General features: G+C 66.3%; 16 protein-coding genes. 10 read left to right on the plus strand and 6 right to left on the minus strand.

All coding sequences use genetic code 11. The features are described from left to right. Positions 1-37 precede the first annotated feature (37 nt). From nth to marP, 4 genes are read left to right on the plus strand one after another with little or no spacing between them, the layout of a single operon-like run. Positions 38-775, plus strand: a complete 738-nt coding sequence (gene nth, locus AC5Y21_RS09555; RefSeq protein ID WP_499911801.1) for an endonuclease III — start codon at positions 38-40, stop codon at positions 773-775. A 17-nt stretch (positions 776-792) separates the two neighbouring features. Further along, entirely contained in the window at positions 793-1,425 is a 633-nt protein-coding gene (locus AC5Y21_RS09560) for a TlpA family protein disulfide reductase (RefSeq protein ID WP_499911683.1), read from the plus strand. A gap of 50 nt (positions 1,426-1,475) precedes the next feature. Beyond that, complete coding sequence (locus tag AC5Y21_RS09565; protein ID WP_499911684.1) at positions 1,476-2,249, plus strand: NUDIX hydrolase; 774 nt, start codon at positions 1,476-1,478, stop codon at positions 2,247-2,249. Between the two features lie 5 nt (positions 2,250-2,254). Then, positions 2,255-3,448, plus strand: coding sequence for an acid resistance serine protease MarP (gene marP / locus AC5Y21_RS09570; protein ID WP_499911803.1), 1,194 nt, complete (start codon positions 2,255-2,257; stop codon positions 3,446-3,448). On the opposite strand, the gene AC5Y21_RS09575 is transcribed toward marP, so the two are convergent. Both AC5Y21_RS09575 and AC5Y21_RS09580 read right to left on the minus strand, forming a co-directional pair. Then, a complete protein-coding gene (locus AC5Y21_RS09575) occupies positions 3,441-4,406 on the minus strand; it encodes an alpha/beta fold hydrolase (protein ID WP_499911685.1) in 966 nt (321 codons plus the stop codon). The genes marP and AC5Y21_RS09575 overlap by 8 nt on opposite strands. Then, entirely contained in the window at positions 4,407-4,931 is a 525-nt protein-coding gene (locus AC5Y21_RS09580; RefSeq protein WP_499911686.1) for a phage holin family protein, read from the minus strand. 226 nt (positions 4,932-5,157) lie between these two features. On the opposite strand from AC5Y21_RS09580, the gene AC5Y21_RS09585 reads away from it, so the two are divergent. Further along, positions 5,158-5,853, plus strand: coding sequence for a chymotrypsin family serine protease (locus tag AC5Y21_RS09585; protein WP_499911687.1), 696 nt, complete (start codon positions 5,158-5,160; stop codon positions 5,851-5,853). 28 nt (positions 5,854-5,881) lie between these two features. Here the strand turns inward: AC5Y21_RS09585 and acs are convergent, their stop codons facing one another. From acs to AC5Y21_RS09600, 3 genes are all read right to left on the minus strand, one after another. Next, on the minus strand, positions 5,882-7,834 hold the full coding sequence (gene acs / locus AC5Y21_RS09590; RefSeq protein ID WP_499911688.1) for an acetate--CoA ligase: 1,953 nt from the start codon (positions 7,832-7,834) through the stop codon (positions 5,882-5,884). A 178-nt stretch (positions 7,835-8,012) separates the two neighbouring features. Beyond that, positions 8,013-9,284 carry a PPE family protein gene (locus AC5Y21_RS09595; RefSeq protein ID WP_499911689.1) on the minus strand — a complete coding sequence of 424 codons (1,272 nt, stop codon included), beginning with the start codon at positions 9,282-9,284 and terminating at the stop codon, positions 8,013-8,015. 112 nt (positions 9,285-9,396) lie between these two features. Beyond that, positions 9,397-10,362 (minus strand): PPE family protein, encoded by a 966-nt coding sequence (locus tag AC5Y21_RS09600; protein WP_499911690.1) that lies wholly within the window; start codon positions 10,360-10,362, stop codon positions 9,397-9,399. An 800-nt stretch (positions 10,363-11,162) separates the two neighbouring features. Here AC5Y21_RS09600 and AC5Y21_RS09605 point away from each other — a divergent pair. Genes AC5Y21_RS09605 through AC5Y21_RS09625 form a run of 5 tightly spaced genes read left to right on the plus strand, consistent with a single transcriptional unit; the run spans position 11,163 to position 16,989 of the window. Beyond that, the gene (locus AC5Y21_RS09605) at positions 11,163-12,788 is read left to right on the plus strand and encodes a peptide ABC transporter substrate-binding protein (RefSeq protein ID WP_499911691.1); all 1,626 of its coding nucleotides are present in this window, start codon (positions 11,163-11,165) and stop codon (positions 12,786-12,788) included. A 1-nt stretch (position 12,789) separates the two neighbouring features. Then, entirely contained in the window at positions 12,790-13,716 is a 927-nt protein-coding gene (locus AC5Y21_RS09610) for an ABC transporter permease (protein ID WP_499911692.1), read from the plus strand. Beyond that, complete coding sequence (locus tag AC5Y21_RS09615) at positions 13,709-14,584, plus strand: ABC transporter permease (protein WP_499911693.1); 876 nt, start codon at positions 13,709-13,711, stop codon at positions 14,582-14,584. Before AC5Y21_RS09610 ends, AC5Y21_RS09615 begins: the two co-directional genes overlap by 8 nt. Next, on the plus strand, positions 14,581-16,197 hold the full coding sequence (locus AC5Y21_RS09620; RefSeq protein WP_499911694.1) for a dipeptide ABC transporter ATP-binding protein: 1,617 nt from the start codon (positions 14,581-14,583) through the stop codon (positions 16,195-16,197). Before AC5Y21_RS09615 ends, AC5Y21_RS09620 begins: the two co-directional genes overlap by 4 nt. Before the next feature lie 12 nt (positions 16,198-16,209). Further along, entirely contained in the window at positions 16,210-16,989 is a 780-nt protein-coding gene (locus AC5Y21_RS09625) for a Fic family protein (protein ID WP_499911695.1), read from the plus strand. A gap of 452 nt (positions 16,990-17,441) precedes the next feature. On the opposite strand, the gene AC5Y21_RS09630 is transcribed toward AC5Y21_RS09625, so the two are convergent. Beyond that, positions 17,442-18,299 (minus strand): HAD-IB family hydrolase, encoded by an 858-nt coding sequence (locus tag AC5Y21_RS09630; RefSeq protein WP_499911696.1) that lies wholly within the window; start codon positions 18,297-18,299, stop codon positions 17,442-17,444. Positions 18,300-18,445 lie beyond the last annotated feature (146 nt).

Consider the following 18,445-nt stretch of genomic DNA (forward strand, 5'->3'; position numbering starts at 1 on the left):
CCGCGCCAAGCCGAGGCCGGGGGCACCCGGCGCCGACCTGGCCCGGCGTTGGTCCACAGAAACGCGAGCCGGCTTGGTGCGACGGGCGCGCCGAATGAATCGCACACTGGCACAAGCATTTCCGAACGTATACTGCGAGCTGGATTTCACCTCGCCGCTCGAGTTGACGGTGGCCACCATCCTCTCGGCGCAGAGCACCGACAAACGGGTGAACCTGACGACGCCGGCTTTGTTCGCGAAATATAGGACGGCGCTGGACTACGCGCAGGCGGATCGGACCGAGCTGGAAAACCTCATCCGTCCCACTGGTTTCTACCGTAACAAGGCGAACTCCCTCATCGGCCTCGGGCAAGCCTTGGTCGAGCGATTCGACGGCGAGGTGCCGGCCACCATGGACGAGTTGGTGACGCTGCCCGGAGTGGGACGCAAGACCGCCAACGTCATCCTGGGCAACGCCTTCCACATCCCGGGCATCACCGTCGACACTCACTTCGGCCGCCTGGTGCGCCGGTGGCGCTGGACCGCCGAAGAGGATCCGGTCAAGGTGGAGCACGCTGTCGGCGAACTGATCGAACGCAAAGAGTGGACGCTGCTGAGCCATCGCGTGATCTTCCACGGTCGCCGGGTGTGCCATGCCCGCAAACCGGCGTGCGGGGTCTGCGTGCTCGCCAAGGACTGCCCGTCGTTCGGCCTCGGTCCCACGGAGCCGTTGCTCGCCGCCCCGCTCGTCCAGGGCCCGGAAACCGAGCATCTGCTGGCCCTGGCCGGGTTGTAGCAGCGGGGCGGCCCACCGTGACCGTAAGAACCCGCTGGACCATAGCGATCCTGGCGGTGGTGGCGGCGCTGGTGGTGGCCCTGGTCGCCCAGCTGCGCGAGGACTCCTCAACGACCACGACGACCCACGCAACCGCCGGCCGTCAACACCGCGACGCCGATACCCCGGCCGCGCTGGCGGGACCCCGGCAGCGCGCGAATCTGCCGCCCTGTCCCGCCGAAGGGAGCGGTCCTGGCCCGGCGGCATTGCGCGGGGTGGTGGTGGAGTGCGCGGCGGACGGCTCGGCCGTCGACGTCGCCCGCGCATTGGCCGGCCGCCGGGTGGTCCTCAACTTATGGGCGTATTGGTGCGGGCCGTGCATGGCCGAGCTGCCCGCCATGGCCGAGTATCAACGCCGGGCCGGGCCGGACGTGATGGTGGTGACTGTGCACCAAGACGAGAACGAGACGGCAGCGTTGCTGCGGTTGGCCGAGCTCAACGTTCGGCTGCCGACACTGCAGGACGGTCGCCGACGGGTGGCGGCGGCGCTGGCGGTCGCAAACGTGATGCCCGCGACGGTTGTCCTGCGGCCGGACGGTAGCGTTGCGCAGACGCTGCCGCGAGCCTTCGCCACTGCCGATGAGATCGCGGCCGCACTCGGACCGCAATAAGAAAATGCCGCGAGAAGCCGTGCAGCGGCTTACACGCGAGGGAGGCGCCCGTGAATGCTGCGGTCTCCCTGACGCCCGAAGTCGGCCCGGCTTGGTTGCGACCGCTGGTCGACAACGTCGGTGAGATTCCCGACGCGTTCCGGCGTCGGCTGCCGGCCGATGTGCTGGCGATGGTGACCGCGGCGCGGGCGATGTCATCGGTGGCCTCTCTGGGCGGCGACGGTCGCGAGGCCGCCGTGCTGGTGTTGTTCTCTGGCCCGCAGACCGGACCGGCCGACGGCAGCCTTCCCGACGACGCCGACCTGTTGCTGACCGTGCGGGCGTCGACTCTGCGTCACCATGCCGGTCAGGCGGCGTTTCCCGGCGGCGCGTCCGATCCCGGCGACGACGGGCCGGTCGCCACCGCCCTGCGCGAGGCGCACGAAGAAACCGGACTCGATCCCTCCCGCCTGCATCCGCTGGCCACAATGGAAAGGACGTTCATCGCGCCGTCCCGGTTCCATGTCGTCCCGGTATTGGCTTACTCTCCGGATCCCGGGCCGGTGTCCGTCGTCAACGAGGCGGAAACCGCGATCGTGGCGCGCGTCCCGGTGCGCGCCTTCATCAACCCGGCCAACCGGCTGACGGTGTACCGCCGCGCCCTGAGCCGCCGCTGGGCCGGACCGGCGTTTCTGCTCAACGAAATGCTGGTATGGGGATTCACTGGCCAGGTGATCTCTGCAGTGCTCGATGTCGCCGGCTGGGCCCAGCCCTGGGACACCAGCGACGTCCGCGAACTGGACGAGGCAATGGAGCTGGTCGGCGACCAAAGTGAGCCGCGATGAATTCGATGACCCCGTCGCAGTGGCTGGACATCGCCATCGTTGCGGTTGCGTTCATCGCAGCCATTTCGGGCTGGCGTTCGGGCGCGCTTGGCTCCCTGCTGTCGTTCGTGGGTGTGCTGCTCGGTGCGATCGCCGGCGTGTTGCTGGCACCGCACATCGCCAGTCACATCGCGGCTCAACAGGCCAAGATGTTCGCTGCGATCTTCCTATTTTTGACGTTGGTCGTCGTGGGCGAAGTCGCCGGAGTGGTGCTCGGCCGGGCCGTTCGCAGCGCGATCCGAAAACCCGCTGTGCGATTGGTCGATTCCGTCATCGGGGTGGGCTTTCAGGTCGTCGTGGTGCTGACAGTGGCCTTCTTGTTGGCGATCGTGGTAACAGAGTCGAAGGACCAGCCCCAACTGGCTTCCGCGGTCAAGGGTTCCCGGGTGCTCGCTTCGGTGAACCACGTTGCGCCCCAGTTTTTGAAGACAGTGCCCAAGCGGGTGGCAGCGTTGCTGAACCCCGGCGGGCTGCCCGCGGTGCTGTGTCCTTTGTGCCAGACACCAATTGCTCCGATCGCATCACCTGATCCGGCGTTGCGAGACAACCCGGTGGTGGCCGCCACCCAGCCGAGCGTCGTCAAGATCCGCAGCGTGGCAGCCAGCTGCCAGAAAGTGCTGGAGGGCAGTGGATTCGTGATATCGCCCAACCGGGTGATGACGAACGCCCACGTGGTGGCCGGGTCCAACAGCGTCCAGATATTCGCCAGCGGCAATCCGTTACCCGCCACGGTGGTGTCCTACGACCCGCTGGTCGACATCGCGATCATCGCCGTCCCGAACTTGCCGCCGCCGCCGCTGGCCTTCGCGCAGACCGAGGCGAAGTCGGGCACCAGCGTGGTGGTGCTGGGGTATCCCGGCGGCGGCAACTTCACGGCCACGCCGGCCAGGATTCGCGAGGCCATCAAACTCAGCGGACCCGACATCTACCGGGATCCCGCGCCGGTGACGCGCGATGTCTACACGATCAGAGCCAATGTGGAGCAAGGCAATTCGGGCGGGCCGTTGATCGACCTCAGCGGTCGGGTGCTCGGCGTGGTATTCGGGGCAGCTGTCGACGACGCGGACACGGGATTCGTCCTGACGGCCGATGAGGTGGCCGCGCAGCTTGCCAAGATCGGCAACACCGAACCGGTGCCTACCGGCGCCTGCGTCAGCTGAGCCGGGGCCGGTGCACGTGCTCGAGAAAGCGCGTCAGGTGCCTGTTGATTTCCTGCGGCGCTTCTTCATGGCTGAAATGTCCTGCGCCGGCGATTGATATGTAGCGTCCGTGCGGAGCGTAGCGCTGGGTGCGGTCGACCGGATCGGCAAGCACGTAGGGATCCGCGTCACCGCGCAGGTGCAGCAGCGGCAAACCGAGCTGTTGGGACATTGACCTGATGAAGCGCCGACCCTCGTCGCGCAGCTGACTGCGTACCGCCCAGCGTTGGTACTCGAGTCCGCAGTGTGCGGCGCCCGGAATCCGAATCGCTTGCCGCAGGTGGCCGATTGTTTGGGAAAAATCTTCGGACGCAACCCATTTGGCAGAGCTACGGCTGCGGACCAGACGCTCGATTTCGGCCGCGTCGTGTCGGGTGAGCAGCCGCTCCGGCCAGATCGGCACCTGGTAGCGCAGCAAGGTCGGCAACAGGGCACGACTCTGATCGCGTCGCGTGAGCATGGAATTTCGCAATGCGGCCGGGTGCGGCGAGCTGATCAGCGCGATGGCGCGCACCAGCCGGGAATGCAGCAGCGCGGTGGCCCAGCAGGCCAGCCCGCCGTCGGCGTGGCCGATCAGCGTTGCTGAGGAGTGCCCCAGCGCCCGAATGAGCCCGGCGGTGTCGCCGGCCAGCGTCCAGCCGTCGTAGCCGCGCGGAGGTTTGTCGCTGCCGCCATACCCGCGCAGGTCGACCGCAACCACGCGTGCCCCGGTCAGTTCACGCAGCTGGTGACGCCAAGACCACCAGAACGAGCCGAAACCGTGCAGCAGCAAGACCAGTGGCCGTGCCGTGACGGGTGCAGTTGCGTCTGCGCCGGTCGGCAGGGCTTCGACGACGTGAAACCGGATGCCGTTGGCGTGCACGTCCAGATGGCGCCATGGCCCGTCGATGCGAGTCACCGACGGATCTGGTGCTGGCATCTACCAACCTGAGGGATCTGCGGGCGTCTTGGGATCTTTGGAATCGGACGTGATTGCCTTCGGAGCCCCGGGCTTGTCGTGGCCCGGGGTGAGCGCGGTGCGCGTCTCCTTGACCGACTCGATGGTCTGGCGCGGCCCCCGGATCCGGCGGACCTTCAGATAGCCCAATAGGGCCAGCACGATGGTGACGACGACCATGATCCCGAAGACGATCAGGAACGCCACCCAACGCCAAAGCCAGTTGTCGAGCAGCTCGGCGAGGAAAAAGAAGAAAAAGAAGGTGGAGTAGAACAACACGACCAGCGCAGCGATGAAGAACACGCTGCCGGTCAGGCCCTTCTTGACGTCGCGGGTGATCTCGGCACGAGCAAGTTCGACTTCGGCGCGCACCAGCGTGGACATCTGCGCCGTCGCGTCTTTGATCAGGTCACCGATCGACTGATCACCGGACCGGGCATGCGGATCGGCCAACGGAATCGTGGTCAGGGTGCTGGGCACACCGTTCTTGGGATCGGCTTTGCTCACAGACGGTCCTCTCGGTTTGCTTGCCCGGTTCGCTGTCGTCGCGGTTCATGTTGCCATGACGTGCGCTGTCAGGCGAAGCCAGCCACAACACCCTAAAGTCGGCGCCCTGGAGTCGGCCGACTATTTGACGGCGACCGCAATTCGAGCAGAACGGACGGCGGCGGTGGATCATTTAGACTGGCGCACCTGTTCTTCGACGTTCAACCAGCCAGACAGGAGTTTCGCTGTGCAGACGGCGCACCGGTGGGTTGCCGTGGCGATCGTCGCCACGTTGTGTGCCCTGGTTGGTTTGCCTGCCAGCGCGGCGGCTGACGACAGGATCCCGCTGGGCGGCGGGGCGGGCATCGTCATCAACGGGGACACGATGTGCACCCTGACCACAATCGGCAATGATCGCACCGGTGAGCTGATCGGCTTCACCTCTGCGCACTGTGGCAGCCCCGGTGCGCAGGTCGCCGCGGAGACCGCGGAAAACAGAGGCCCGTTGGGCGTCATGGTCGCCGGCAACGACAACCTGGACTACGCGGTGATCAAGTTCGATGCGGCCAAGGTGGCGCCGGTCGCCAACTACAACGGATTCGTGATCAGCGGAATCGGCCCGGATCCGGCCTTCGGCCAGGTCGCCTGCAAGCAGGGCCGGACCACCGGCAACTCGTGCGGTGTCACATGGGGAATGGGTCAGGCGCCGGGCACCATCGTCATGCAGGTCTGCGGGCGTCCCGGTGACTCGGGGGCTCCGGTGACCGTCAACAACCTGCTGGTCGGCATGATCCACGGCGCCTTCAGCGACAACCTGCCAACTTGCATCATCAAATACATCCCCCTGCACACACCGGCGGTGGTGATGGACTTCAACTCGATATTGGCCGACGTCAACGCCAAGAACCGGCCGGGCGGGGGATTCGTGCCGGTGCCAGGCTGAGCGGCGCGACGTTCGGCGGGGGCTTGGGCTACTTGGCTGCCTTGATGGCGTCGAACACGCCGGGATCGAGCAGCGTCGACGTGTCGCCCAGCTCCCGATTTTCGGCGACGTCGCGCAACAACCTGCGCATGATTTTGCCGCTGCGCGTCTTGGGCAGCTCCGGCACGATGTGGACTTCGCGCGGCTTGGCGATCGGCGATATCTCCCGGGCCACCTCCGCACGCAGCTCCTCGACGGTTCCTTCATGGGCATCGTCGCTGGCGCACAGGACGACGAACGCGCAAATGGCCTGACCGGTGGTGTCGTCGGTAACCCCGACCACCGCAGCCTCGGCGACACCGGAGTGGCCGACAAGGGCCGATTCCACTTCGGAAGTGGAGATCCGATGTCCGGACACGTTCATCACGTCGTCGATGCGGCCCAACACCCAGATCGCACCGTCGGGGTCGAAGCGGGCCCCATCACCCGCGAAATAGAAGCCCTTGTCGGCGAACTTCGACCAATAGGTTTCCCGGTAGCGGTCGGGGTCGCCCCAGATGCCGCGCAGCATCGACGGCCATGGCTCGTCCAAGACCAGATAGCCGCTGACGTGTTCCGTCTCGTCATCAGCGGCGGGTTGCAGCGGATCACCATGGTCGTCAACGATTTTGGCGGAGATACCGGGCAGCGCGGCCATCGCCGAACCGGGTTTGGCCGCCGCGACCCCGGGCAGCGGCGAGATCATCGCGGCACCGGTTTCGGTTTGCCACCACGTGTCCACCACCGGAACACGGCCTGCGCCAATGACTTCGCGGTACCAGCGCCACGCCTCGGGGTTGATCGGTTCGCCCACCGAACCCAGCAGCCGGATACTGGACAGGTCATGGGAATCGGGTATCTCGCGGCCCCACTTCATGAACGTTCGGATCAGCGTTGGGGCCGCGTAATAGATTGTGACACCGTATCTTTCGACGATCTGGAAGTGACGGTGCTCATCGGGCGTATTGGGCGTGCCTTCATACAGCACCTCGGTGATGCCATTGGACAGCGGACCGTACACGCCGTAGGTGTGTCCGGTCACCCAGCCGATGTCGGCGGTGCACCAGAACACGTCGGTCTCCGGTTTGACGTCGAAAATGGCGTCGACGGTGTAGCAGCACTGGGTTAGATAGCCGCCGCTGGTGTGCACGATGCCCTTGGGCTTGCCGGTGGTGCCAGAGGTGTACAGCAGGAACAGCGGCTGCTCGGAGTCGAACGCCTCCGGGGTGTGTTCGGCGGACGCAGAGCCCACGACGTCGTGCCACCACCGGTCGCGGTCGTCGTCCCAGGACACGTCAATACCGGTGCGCCGCACCACGATAACGTGCTCGATAGTACTGTCCGGATCGGCTACCGCCTCGTCGGCGGCATCCTTAAGCGGTGCCGGCTTGCCGCGGCGGAACTGCCCGTCGGTCGTGATCAGCAGCTTGGCTTCGGCGTCGGCGATCCGGGCCCGCAGTGCCTTGGCGGTGTAGCCGCCGAACACCACACTGTGCATGATTCCCAGCCGCGCGCAGGCCAGCATGGCGATCACGGCCTCGGGAATCAACGGCATGTAGATCGCGACGCGGTCACCGGCTGACAGACCCAGGTCGGTCAACGCGTTGGCGGCTTTGCACACCTCGGTCAGTAGCTCGGAATAGGTCAGCGATCGGCGCTCGTCCGCCGGCTCGCCCTCCCAGTGGATGGCGACCCGATCCCCGTTGCCGGCCTCGACGTGGCGGTCCACGCAGTTGTAGGCGACATTGAGCTTGCCGTCGATGAACCACTTTGCGAACGGCGCATCCGACCAGTCCAACACCTCGGTGAAGGGTGTCGCCCACGACAGCCGCTCGGCCTGCTTGGCCCAGAACGCCAACCGGTCCTCCGCCGCCTCGCGATAGAGATCCTCACGGGCGTTGGCCTGCTCGACGAAGTGGGCGGGCGGCGGATACGACGGGCCCTCGGGATTGGTGGCGGTCACTGACTTCTCTCCTGTGTCGAGGTTCTGCCGTGTGGTGTGCCGATCGTGGTCTCAGCTCGTCAACCGTTTGCGAGCCTATCTCTGCGACGACGCCCTCGCCCGTGGGTGAGGTGCAACCGCCTCGTTCAGTCCGTGTACATCAGGCCGTTCCGGCGTCGTCGCGCGGCGAGAGTGCGCCCTATCCGGCCGCCGGCGAACGCGGAATGATCGAGTCGCGGAAGCCAACCCGAATCGCTCCCTGCGACTGGCCCCCGACCATGCCGCCCATCGGCAGCTTGGACAGACCGGGCCCGCTTACGGTCGACGGCATTGCGCCTGACCCGGCCGGGATGGCCTGGGCGTCGAGGATGGGCGCGGGCATTGACACCGCGTTGGCCCAACTCGACGGCACTGACAGCGTCCCCAGCGACCGCGCTTGGCCCAGGCCCGCAGTTGTTGCCGCTGCGGACGCCGGGGGAGCGACGTGTCCCAGGCCGCCCAAACCTCCTAAGCCCCCGGACTGGGTCAACTCGTCGGCGCCGGTGAAGTCCAGGCCGACCCCGACCAGGTCCAGGCCAACACCACCACCGTCCAAACCCACCAGACCGACCGCGTCCATACCCAGGCCGGCGCTGTCCTCGACCAGGCCCAACTCGCTGCCACTCAGCCCGGACAGGCCGGTCGCCGCACCCTCAAGAGCGCCGGCAGTGTTGCCGACGCCTTTCAACGCGCCCTTGCCGGATACGCCAGTGAGGCTGGAAAGCGCAGCAATTGGTGCCTCAGCAGCCGAAGAGGCCCCCGAAGAGGCAACCGCGGTAGCTGAGCCGGGGGTGGCCAGCCCCTGCAATGACTGCGGCACTGAGGACATGATTTGCATCGACGTCGCCTGAGCTCGAGTGCCCGTCGCCTGCACCACCGCACCGGCCTGGGCGCCGAGCCCGCCGGGGTTGGTCGTCTGCGGCGGCTGCGTGAACGGTGAAAAGGCCGCGGCGGCAGCCGAACTCGCCGCGTAGCCGTACATCGCTGCCGCATCTTGGGCCCACATCTCGGCGTATTCCGCCTCGGTGATCATGATCGCGGGTGTGTTCTGCCCCAAGATGTTGGTGGCGATCAAGGTCGTCAGCTGAACCCGGTTGGCCGCCACCACCGGCGGCGGCACCGTCATCGCATAGGCGGTTTCATAGGCGGCCGCGGCGGCGGTGACCTGGCCGGCCGCGTGCTCACACTGGGCGGCAGTAGCGCTGATCCACATCAGGTAGGGCGTGACTGCGGCCATCATCGACGTGGCGGAAAGGCCCGTCCACGACTCATCGGTCAGCTCCGCGATCACCGACTGGTAGCCGGCTGCGGCGGTGCGCAATTCAGCAGCCAGCGCGTCCCATCCTGCCGAAGCCGCCAGCATGGACGTCGCCCCGGGACCCGCACACATCCGAGTGGAGTTGACCTCCGGCGGCAATCCCCCAAAATCCATCACATACCTCATTACTTGTCGAACTTGCTGTACTTGAACAGACGGCAACCACGTCAATTGCCGTGTGCCGCATGGAAAGCGCGACGCCCACGCCGGTGTGGGCGCCGCGGGTCTATGTCACGCCGTGCCAACCACGGCCGCTTGCCCATCGGCCGATCGCGACGGCGGCACTGTGGAACTCGCCGTCGCCGGAGCTCGTCGTCGGCGGCGGTAGCCAAGCGCGCGGTACCGACAACGACCCGATCGATATACCGCGGCCGAAGCCGGCAACAACGGCCGGACGCTTACCCGCGGCCGCCTTAGCCGCGCCGCCAATGGCCACGGCGAGGGGGACGCTGGCGCGCTTGGCGAAGCCCAATTTCAGGGAACTCAGCTTCGACAGCGACGATGCCATTGACAGCAGGGCCGCATCGAAACGCACGGAAGCTGTCGTGGACAGCGCTCGGAGTGCTCGCGGCAGCATCGAAACCAGTTCAGCGCCGGCCGATACGATTTCCTCCACCTCCATCGGGACGTCGGCCGACGTCTCTGCGATGGCGGCCCCTGGCGGGACCAGCGCCGCGCAATCCGGCGGGGAGGTGAACGTCGTCATCGCCGAGGCGGCTGCCGACGCTTCGGCGTAGCCATACATGGCGTCGGCGTCCTGGACCCACATCCTTTCGTAGTCCGCTTCGGCTGCAGCGATCTCGGGGTGGACTTGACCCAGCGGGTTGGTTGTAACCAACGACCTCCGCAAGGCGAGGTTGGCGGCGACCAGCTGCGGGGGGACGGTTCCCGCAAACGCAGACTCATACGCGTCGGCGGCGGCCCGGGCGTGGGTCGCCGTGTGCGCAGCCAGCGCGGCGGTGGCCTCCAGCCACCCGATGTAGTCTGCGGCTGTTTCGCTCATCGCGGTGGCCGATGCGCCCTGCCATTCCTCGTCGAGTGCTGAGATCATCGCCCGGTAGTTCATCGCCGCGTTGTACAGCTGGTCGGCGAGCCTGTCCCACGCCGCGGCAGCGACCAGCATCGAATCATGTCCGGGGCCGGAATACATCCGTGCGGAATTGATCTCCGGGGGGAGCGCGCCGTAGTCCACCGCTATCCCCTCGCGCTCACGGCAGGGCGGATGGGGTCGAAAACGGTGCTGCCGGCGCCCGATTGCGCAATATCGGAGGATTCGCCAGAAGTCATCAATCGCTCCTTGAAGACCTGGAGGTATGCGGAATGCGCCGGTGCCTATGGGTGCGGCGGCGTCGCTGCGGCGCCGCAGGCCTTTCGGGGCAGGCGAGTGATTCCGTTAAGCGGATTGAAGAATGTGTTGCCGGCGGCAGCCGACACGAGCTACAGGTTCGACGGCCGAGTTAAGGCCGTGGCACACATGACAGGTGTCTGGACGCGACAGATCAGCGACGGGCGACGCAGAGCTGAGTCAGCAGATCCTGGCCGCTCAGGGCCGCCGCGGGCGCGCGCGAGTGCACGTCAGCCCGCCGGGACGGCTGGGATGTGTAGGTAACCGACGACGGCGACCAGCACCAACGGGATTGGATGACCGACCAGGTCGGTAGCCGATGCCTCTTCCATCCCGTGCTCTTCGATGCGGTGTCATCCGTCAGTGGGCGGTTGAGCTGATCTATCGGGTTGGGCTCGTCATTGCAACGTGCTGGATCGGCAGAGGGGTTGACCGGCGACGTCAAGTCCACGAATTGCGTTGGGCCGAAGGCGTTGTCGGTCTGCAAAGCAGAGCATCCCAAGACACCAGCACAGAGAGTCAGCGCAGCAAAGACGACGACGGCAAACTGCCATCGTGACCGTCGTGAAGGCCTAGCGGCACCGCGAAAACTCACAGTGGCCCCACTGTAGCAGCGAAAATGGCCGGTACGGCTTAGGGTCGCTGTCATGCGTCGGACGCTCGCTGTGCTGGCGGCCGGATTTCTGGTGGTTGCCGCGGTGGCCGGTTGCCTGACCGGTTGTGGCGGCGGCGTCCTGAGCCCCGATGTGGTGCTGGTAAACGGCGGCGAACCGCCGAACCCGCTGATTCCGACCGGCACCAACGACAGCTATGGCGGGCGCATCCTTGATCGCTTGTTCGCCGGCTTGGTGTCTTATGACGCCGCGGGCAAGCCGTCGCCGGAGGTGGCGCAGTCCATCGAAACCGCTGACAACGTCAACTACCGGATCACTCTGAAACCTGGCTGGAAGTTCACCGACGGCTCGCCGGTGACGGCCCAGTCGTTCGTCAACGCGTGGAACTACGGCGCCCTGAGCGCCAATGCCCAACTGCAGCAGGACTTTTTCAGCCCGATAGCCGGCTTCGACGAGGTCGCCGGCGCAGCTACTGACGGGAAGCCGGCAACCATGTCCGGATTGCACGTGGTCAACGATCTCGAGTTCACCGCACGGCTCAAGGCCCCGACCGTCGACTTCACTTTGCGGCTGGGCCACAGCGCGTTTTATCCGTTGCCGGACAAGGCATTCCGGGACATGGCGGCGTTCGGTCGCAACCCGATCGGCAACGGCCCCTACCAGCTTGCTGACAGTCCCGACGGGCCTGCCTGGGAACACAACGTCCGGATCGATTTGAAGCCCAACCCCGGATACCACGGCAACCGGAAACCCCGCAACAAAGGACTGCGGTTCGAGTTCTACGCCAACCTGGACACCGCTTATGCCGACCTGCTATCCGGCAATCTCGATGTGCTGGACACGATTCCGTCGAGCGCGTTGACGATCTACAAGCGCGACCTGGGCGGGAACGCCGCCAGCGGGCCGGCGGCGGTGAATCAGTCCCTCGACACCCCATTACGGCTGCCGCATTTCGGCGGCGAGGAGGGTCGGCTGCGCCGCCTCGCGCTGTCGGCCGCTATCAACCGTCCGCAAATCTGCCGGCAGATCTTTGCCGGCACCCGTAGCCCGGCCCGTGACTTCACCGCGCGATCGCTGCCGGGCTTCGATCCGAACCTGCCGGGCAACGACGCGCTGGACTTCAACCCCGAACGGGCCCGCCAACTCTGGGCGCAGGCCAACGCGATCTCGCCCTGGACCGGTCGCTACGCGATCGCGTACAACGCCGACAGCGCCCATCAGGACTGGGTTGACGCGGTGGCCAACAGCATCAAGAACGTTCTCGGTGTCGACGCGGTCGGTGCCCCGCAGCCCACCTTCGCGGGTTTCCGCACCCAGATCACCAACCGCACCATCGACACCGCGTTCCGCGCCGGGTGGCAGGGCGACTACCCGTCGATGGTCGAGTTTCTGGGCCCGTTGTTCACCACCGGGGCGGGATCCAACGACATCGGCTACTCCAACCGCGAGTTCGATGCGGCGCTGGCAAAGGCCGAGGCCGCACCGAGCCTGCCGGAGTCCGCCGTGCTGACCAACGTCGCACAGCGAATCCTGTTGCACGACATGCCCAATGTGCCATTGTGGGACAACATCGCGGTGGTCGGGTGGTCCTCGGCGATTCGCGGCGTCACGGTTACCTGGAACGGGCTGCCCGACTACGAGAACGTCGTCAAGGCCTGAGATGGGTTGGTACATCGCACGCCGGATCGCCGTCATGGTGCCGGTCTTTCTGGGCGCCACGTTGCTGATCTACGCCATGGTTTTTCTCTTGCCCGGTGATCCACTGGCGGCGATGGCCGGGGACCGGCCGCTGACGCCCGCTGTTGCGGCACAGCTGCGCGCGCGGTATCACCTCGACGATCCGTTTCTGCTGCAGTACCTGCGCTACCTGGGCGGCATCCTGCATGGCGACCTGGGTCGGGCGTACTCCGGCTTACCGGTCAGTTCCGTTCTGGCGCATGCGTTTCCGGTCACCTTCCGGCTGGCGCTGATCGCGCTGGCGGTGGAGGCGGTGCTGGGGATCGGGTTCGGTGTGATCGCCGGCCTGCGGCAGGGCGGAATATTCGACGCCACGGTGCTGGTTACCGGCCTCGTCATCATCGCGATCCCCATCTTCGTGCTCGGCTTTCTGGCGCAATTCCTCTTCGGAGTACGACTGGGCATCGCGCCGGTCACTGTCGGCGAAAGAGCAAGCTTCACACGCCTTTTGCTACCCGGAATCGTCCTTGGCTCGGTGTCGTTCGCCTACGTGGTGCGGTTGACCCGATCGGCGGTAGCCGCTAATGCGCACGCCGACTACGTCCGCACCGCCACCGCCAAAGGCTTGTCGCGGCCGCGGGTGGTGACAGTGCACATTCTGCGTAATTCGCTGATCCCTGTGGTGACCTTCCTCGGCGCAGATCTGGGGGCGCTGATGGGGGGAGCGATCGTGACCGAAGGCATCTTCAACATCCACGGCGTCGGTGGGGTGTTGTATCAGGCCGTCACCAGGCAAGAAGCGCCGACAGTCGTGTCGATAGTGACGGTGCTGGTACTGATCTATCTGGTCACTAACTTGCTGGTGGACCTGTTGTATGCGGCCCTCGACCCGCGGATCCGGTATGGCTGAACAGATCGGAAGCCGGCACGGCTTCTGGCGCGACACCTGGCGCAATCTGCACCGGCGCCCGAAGTTCCTGGTCGCCGCCGCCCTCATCCTGTTCGTCCTTGCCGTTGCCGGGTTTCCGGCGTTGTTCACCGCAGCCGACCCGACGTATGCCGATCCCGGCCAGAGCCTGCAGCCGCCGTCGGCGGCGCACTGGTTCGGCACCGACCTGCAGGGCCACGACATCTACACACGCACGGTCTACGGCGCGCGCGCATCGGTCACGGTCGGGCTGGGCGCCACCCTGCTCGTGTTCGTCGTCGGCGGGGCGCTGGGCGCGCTGGCCGGTTTCTACGGGGGGTGGATCGATGCCGTCGTCTCCCGGGTCACCGACGTGTTCTTCGGACTACCGCTGCTGTTGGCCGCCATCGTGCTCATGCAGGTCATGCACCACCGCACGGTGTGGACGGTGATCGCCATCCTGGCCTTGTTCGGCTGGCCGCAGGTGGCCAGGATCGCCCGCGGGGCGGTCCTCGAAGTGCGGGCCAGCGATTACGTGCTGGCGGCTAAAGCCCTGGGATTGAGCAGGTTTCAAATCCTGCTGCGGCATGCGCTGCCCAACGCCATCGGTCCGGTGATCGCGGTGGCCACCATTGCTCTGGGTGCCTTCGTCGTCACCGAGGCGACGTTGTCCTACCTCGGGGTGGGCCTGCCGGCATCGGTGGTGTCGTGGGGCGGGGATATCAACATCGGGCAGACCCGGCTGCGAGCCGGCTCACCGATACTGTTCTATCCCGCAGGGGCACTGGCGATTACGGTGCTGGCCTTCATGATGATGGGCGACGTCCTGCGCGACGCGCTGGATCCGGCGTCACGGGCGTGGCGGGCATGAGCCCCGAATCCCCGCTGTTGTCGGTCGAGGGCCTCGAGGTCACGTTCGGCTCCCACGCTCCCGCGGTGTGCGGACTGGATCTGACCGTACTGCGCGGGCAGACCGTCGCGGTCGTCGGCGAATCCGGATCGGGGAAAACCACAGCGGCCGCGGCGATCTTGGGACTACTGGCGCCTGGGGGACGGGTCACCGGCGGCCGCATCGTTTTCGACGGACGCGACATCACCTCCGCGGACCCCCGGCTGCTGCGGTCCATCCGCGGCCGGAAGATCGGCTACGTACCTCAAGACCCGATGACCAACCTCAATCCGGTCTGGAAGGTAGGCTTCCAAATCCGGGAAGCCTTGCGGGCCAACACCGATGGAGGTGATTCGCGACGACGGGCGGTGGAGTTGCTCGCCCAGGCCGGTATGCCGGACCCGGCCAAACAAGCAAGCCGCTACCCGCATCAACTGTCTGGCGGTATGTGTCAGCGCGCGCTGATCGCGATCGGGCTGGCGGGCCGGCCCCGGCTGCTGATCGCCGACGAGCCGACGTCCGCGCTGGACGTCACCGTGCAGCGCCAGGTCCTCGACCATCTGCAACACCTCACCGACGAGCTCGGCACCGCGTTGCTGCTGATCACCCACGATCTGGCGCTGGCCGCCGAACGGGCCGAGTCCGTGGTCGTCGTTCATCGCGGCGTGGTGGTGGAATCCGGTGCGGCGCGGCAGATCCTGCACAATCCCCAGCATGAGTACACCCGACGGCTGGTGGCCGCGGCCCCGTCGCTGACAGTCAAGACCCGCCGACGGGAAGCCGCCAAAGCCGAGCCCGACGACATTCTCGTCGCCTCAGAGCTGACCAAGGTTTACCGGGAATCGCGCGGCGCGCCTTGGCGGCGGGCGGAGTTCCGCGCCGTCGACTCCGTGTCGTTTCGGCTGCGACGGGCGAGCACCTTGGCGATCGTCGGGGAATCGGGATCGGGGAAGTCGACGCTGGCGCGGATGGTCCTTGGTCTGCTGCGACCCAGCTCGGGCACCGTGGTTTTCGATGGCACCCAGCTTGCGGAGAAGCTGGACCGCACCACAGCGCTCGCCTTCCGCCGGCGCATACAGCCGGTGTTCCAGAACCCTTACAGCAGTCTGGATCCCAGATACACGGTGCATCGAGCCGTCGAGGAACCGCTACGGATTCATCGGGTCGGCGACCGCAAGCAGCGTGAGCGCGCGGTGCGGGAGCTGGTCGACCAGGTGGCGCTGCCGTCGTCGGTGTTAGGCCGGCTGCCCCGCGAGCTCTCGGGTGGTCAGCGGCAACGGGTGGCGATCGCCCGGGCACTTGCGCTGCGGCCAGAGGTGCTGGTGTGCGACGAAGCGGTGTCGGCCCTCGACGTTTTGGTGCAGGCGCAGATCCTTGACCTGCTGGCCGGCCTGCAGGCACAACTGGGCCTGACCTACCTGTTCATCAGCCATGATCTGGCGGTGATCCGGCAGATTGCCGACGACGTGCTGGTCATGCGCGCCGGCCGGGTCGTTGAGCATGCCCCCACCGAGGAGCTGTTCAGCCGGCCCGGCCATGACTACACCCGTGCTCTGCTGCAGGCCATTCCCGGCGCATCGGCACGTCAACGCTAGGGTTGGCAACTCGTGACGGTTGACCCATTGGCCCCCCTGATGGAGTTGCCCGGCGTCGCCGAGGCCAGTGACCGGGCCCGCGAGGCGCTGGGCCGGGCGCACCGCCACCGTGCGAATCTGCGCGGCTGGCCGGTGACCGCCGCCGAGTCGGCGTTGCGGGCGGCGCGCGCCTCCTCGGTGCTCGACGGCGGTCCCGTGCGCCTGGAAGACCTGGCGGAGTCGGCTGGACGGGACTCGGGCGTCAGCGATCCGGTCTTCGGTGGAGCGCTGCGGGTCGCCCAGGCGCTGGAAGGCGGCGGCGGCGCCTTGGTCGGGGTGTGGCGCCGGGCGCCGTTGCAAGCACTGGCGCGCCTACACATGCTGGCCGCCGCAGACCAGGTCGATGCGGATCGTCTCGGACGTCCTCGCGCCGAGCCCGAGGTTGGGCCGCGTCTGGAGTTGCTCGCCGAGCTGGTGACCGGTGACACCCGGGCGTCGGCGCCGGTGATTGCGGCGGTCGTGCACGGAGAGTTGCTGACCCTCGAACCGTTCGGCAGTGCGGACGGTGTGGTGGCCCGAGCCGTATCCCGGCTGGTCACCATCGCATCCGGATTGGACCCGCACGGACTGGGCGTACCGGAGGTGCGGTGGATGCGGCAATCCGCGGACTATCGCGACGCCGCGCGCGGATTCGCCGAAGGGACACCGAAGGGCGTGGAGGCGTGGCTGGTGCTGTGTTGCCGCGCGCTACAGGCGGGAGCGCAGGAGGCGCTGTCGATTGCCGAGTCGTTGCCGAGAAATCCGAAACAGTAGCCAACCGGCTCCGAAGATCGGTGACGATACGTTTTGAGAAATGCGAAGCGGGCGGCGGTCCGAAGTATTCGGTCCGCCGCCCGCTAGCACGGAACTCGGTTACCAGGCGTACATCCTATGGGCTGCGTGGGATGGCCTCGGCGATCTTGCGACGCTTCCGGTTGCAACCCCACCCAAAGGGCCGTCGATACCTTCCACTCTTCGCAATTACGCAGGCCCGCAACACTTCTGCCATTATCGCGGCTATGACTCAGCGTGGGTGCCGGGAACCGTGCTAGGTGCCCAGATCGGGAGATCGAACCTTCTCTTCCGGATCGACCTAGGCCTCACCGGGCTTCCGTGTTTCCTTTGTACTCCTAGACCCTTAGCACAGCAAGGCCCAATTCTGCGAATATTGCGAAGGGCACGGGATTTACGCGCTGGTGAGTTTGCTGGCGCCGAAGATCCGAGAGCTAGAAAGCGAAGCGGCGCAACAGCGCGTAGGTGACCGCGCCGGCGGCCAGCGCACTGATACCCACCGCGGCGGTTGTTGCGATCGCGGCACGCGACGGCGCCGGGATGCGATCGCGCAGCGACACCGGCCGGTTGAACGACAACATCGGCCAGCCGCGCTCGATGGCTTCCCTGCGCAACGCGCGGTCCGGGTTGACCACACTCGGGTGGCCGACGGCCTCGAGCATCGGCAGGTCGGTGATCGAGTCCGAGTAGGCGTAGCAGTGTTCCAAGGGATAGCCCTCACGCGCGGCCAGCTCGCGGATCGCTTGCACCTTGCCTTCGCCGTAACAGTAGAACGCGATCTCGCCGGTGTACTTGCCGTCCTCGACGACCATGCGGGTCGCCATCGCGTGGGTGGCGCCCAACTCGCGGGCGATCGGGGCCACCATCTCCTCGCCCGATGCCGAGACCACGACCACGTCACGGCCACAGAGCTTGTGCGCGGCAATCAGGTCCGCTGCTTCTGCGAACACCAGCGGAGTCACGATGTCGTGCAGTGTTTCGCTGACGATTGACTTAACCTGCGCGACGTCCCAGCCGGCGCACATGTTGGTCATGTGAGCGCGGATCCGGTCCATCTGGTCGTGATCCGCCCCGGAGAGCAGGAAAATGAATTGCGCATAGCTGGATTTGAGCACGGCGCGGCGACTGAGCAGTCCCTGAGCGAAAAATGGTTTGCTGAACGCCAGTGTGCTGGACTTCGCGATGATGGTCTTGTCGAGGTCGAAAAAAGCCGCCGTGCGGGCGCCGGAACCGGCGGATGGCCCTGCTTCCGGTGAGATTTGCTGCTGCGCGGCCGAGTCGGAGGCAGTCACTCACTCAGCATAGGTTGCAGGCTTGACGAGGCCGCGATGTTGCGCCAAAAACGGTCGCTGAAGTCGGGCGTGATACCCGGGGCAGGTAGTGTTTTTGCGGCTCAAGGTGTCTTTTTGATGGAACGCCCACTTGCGTTAGCCCGCAC

It is taken from the genome of Mycobacterium sp. NGS41, assembly GCF_059812725.1.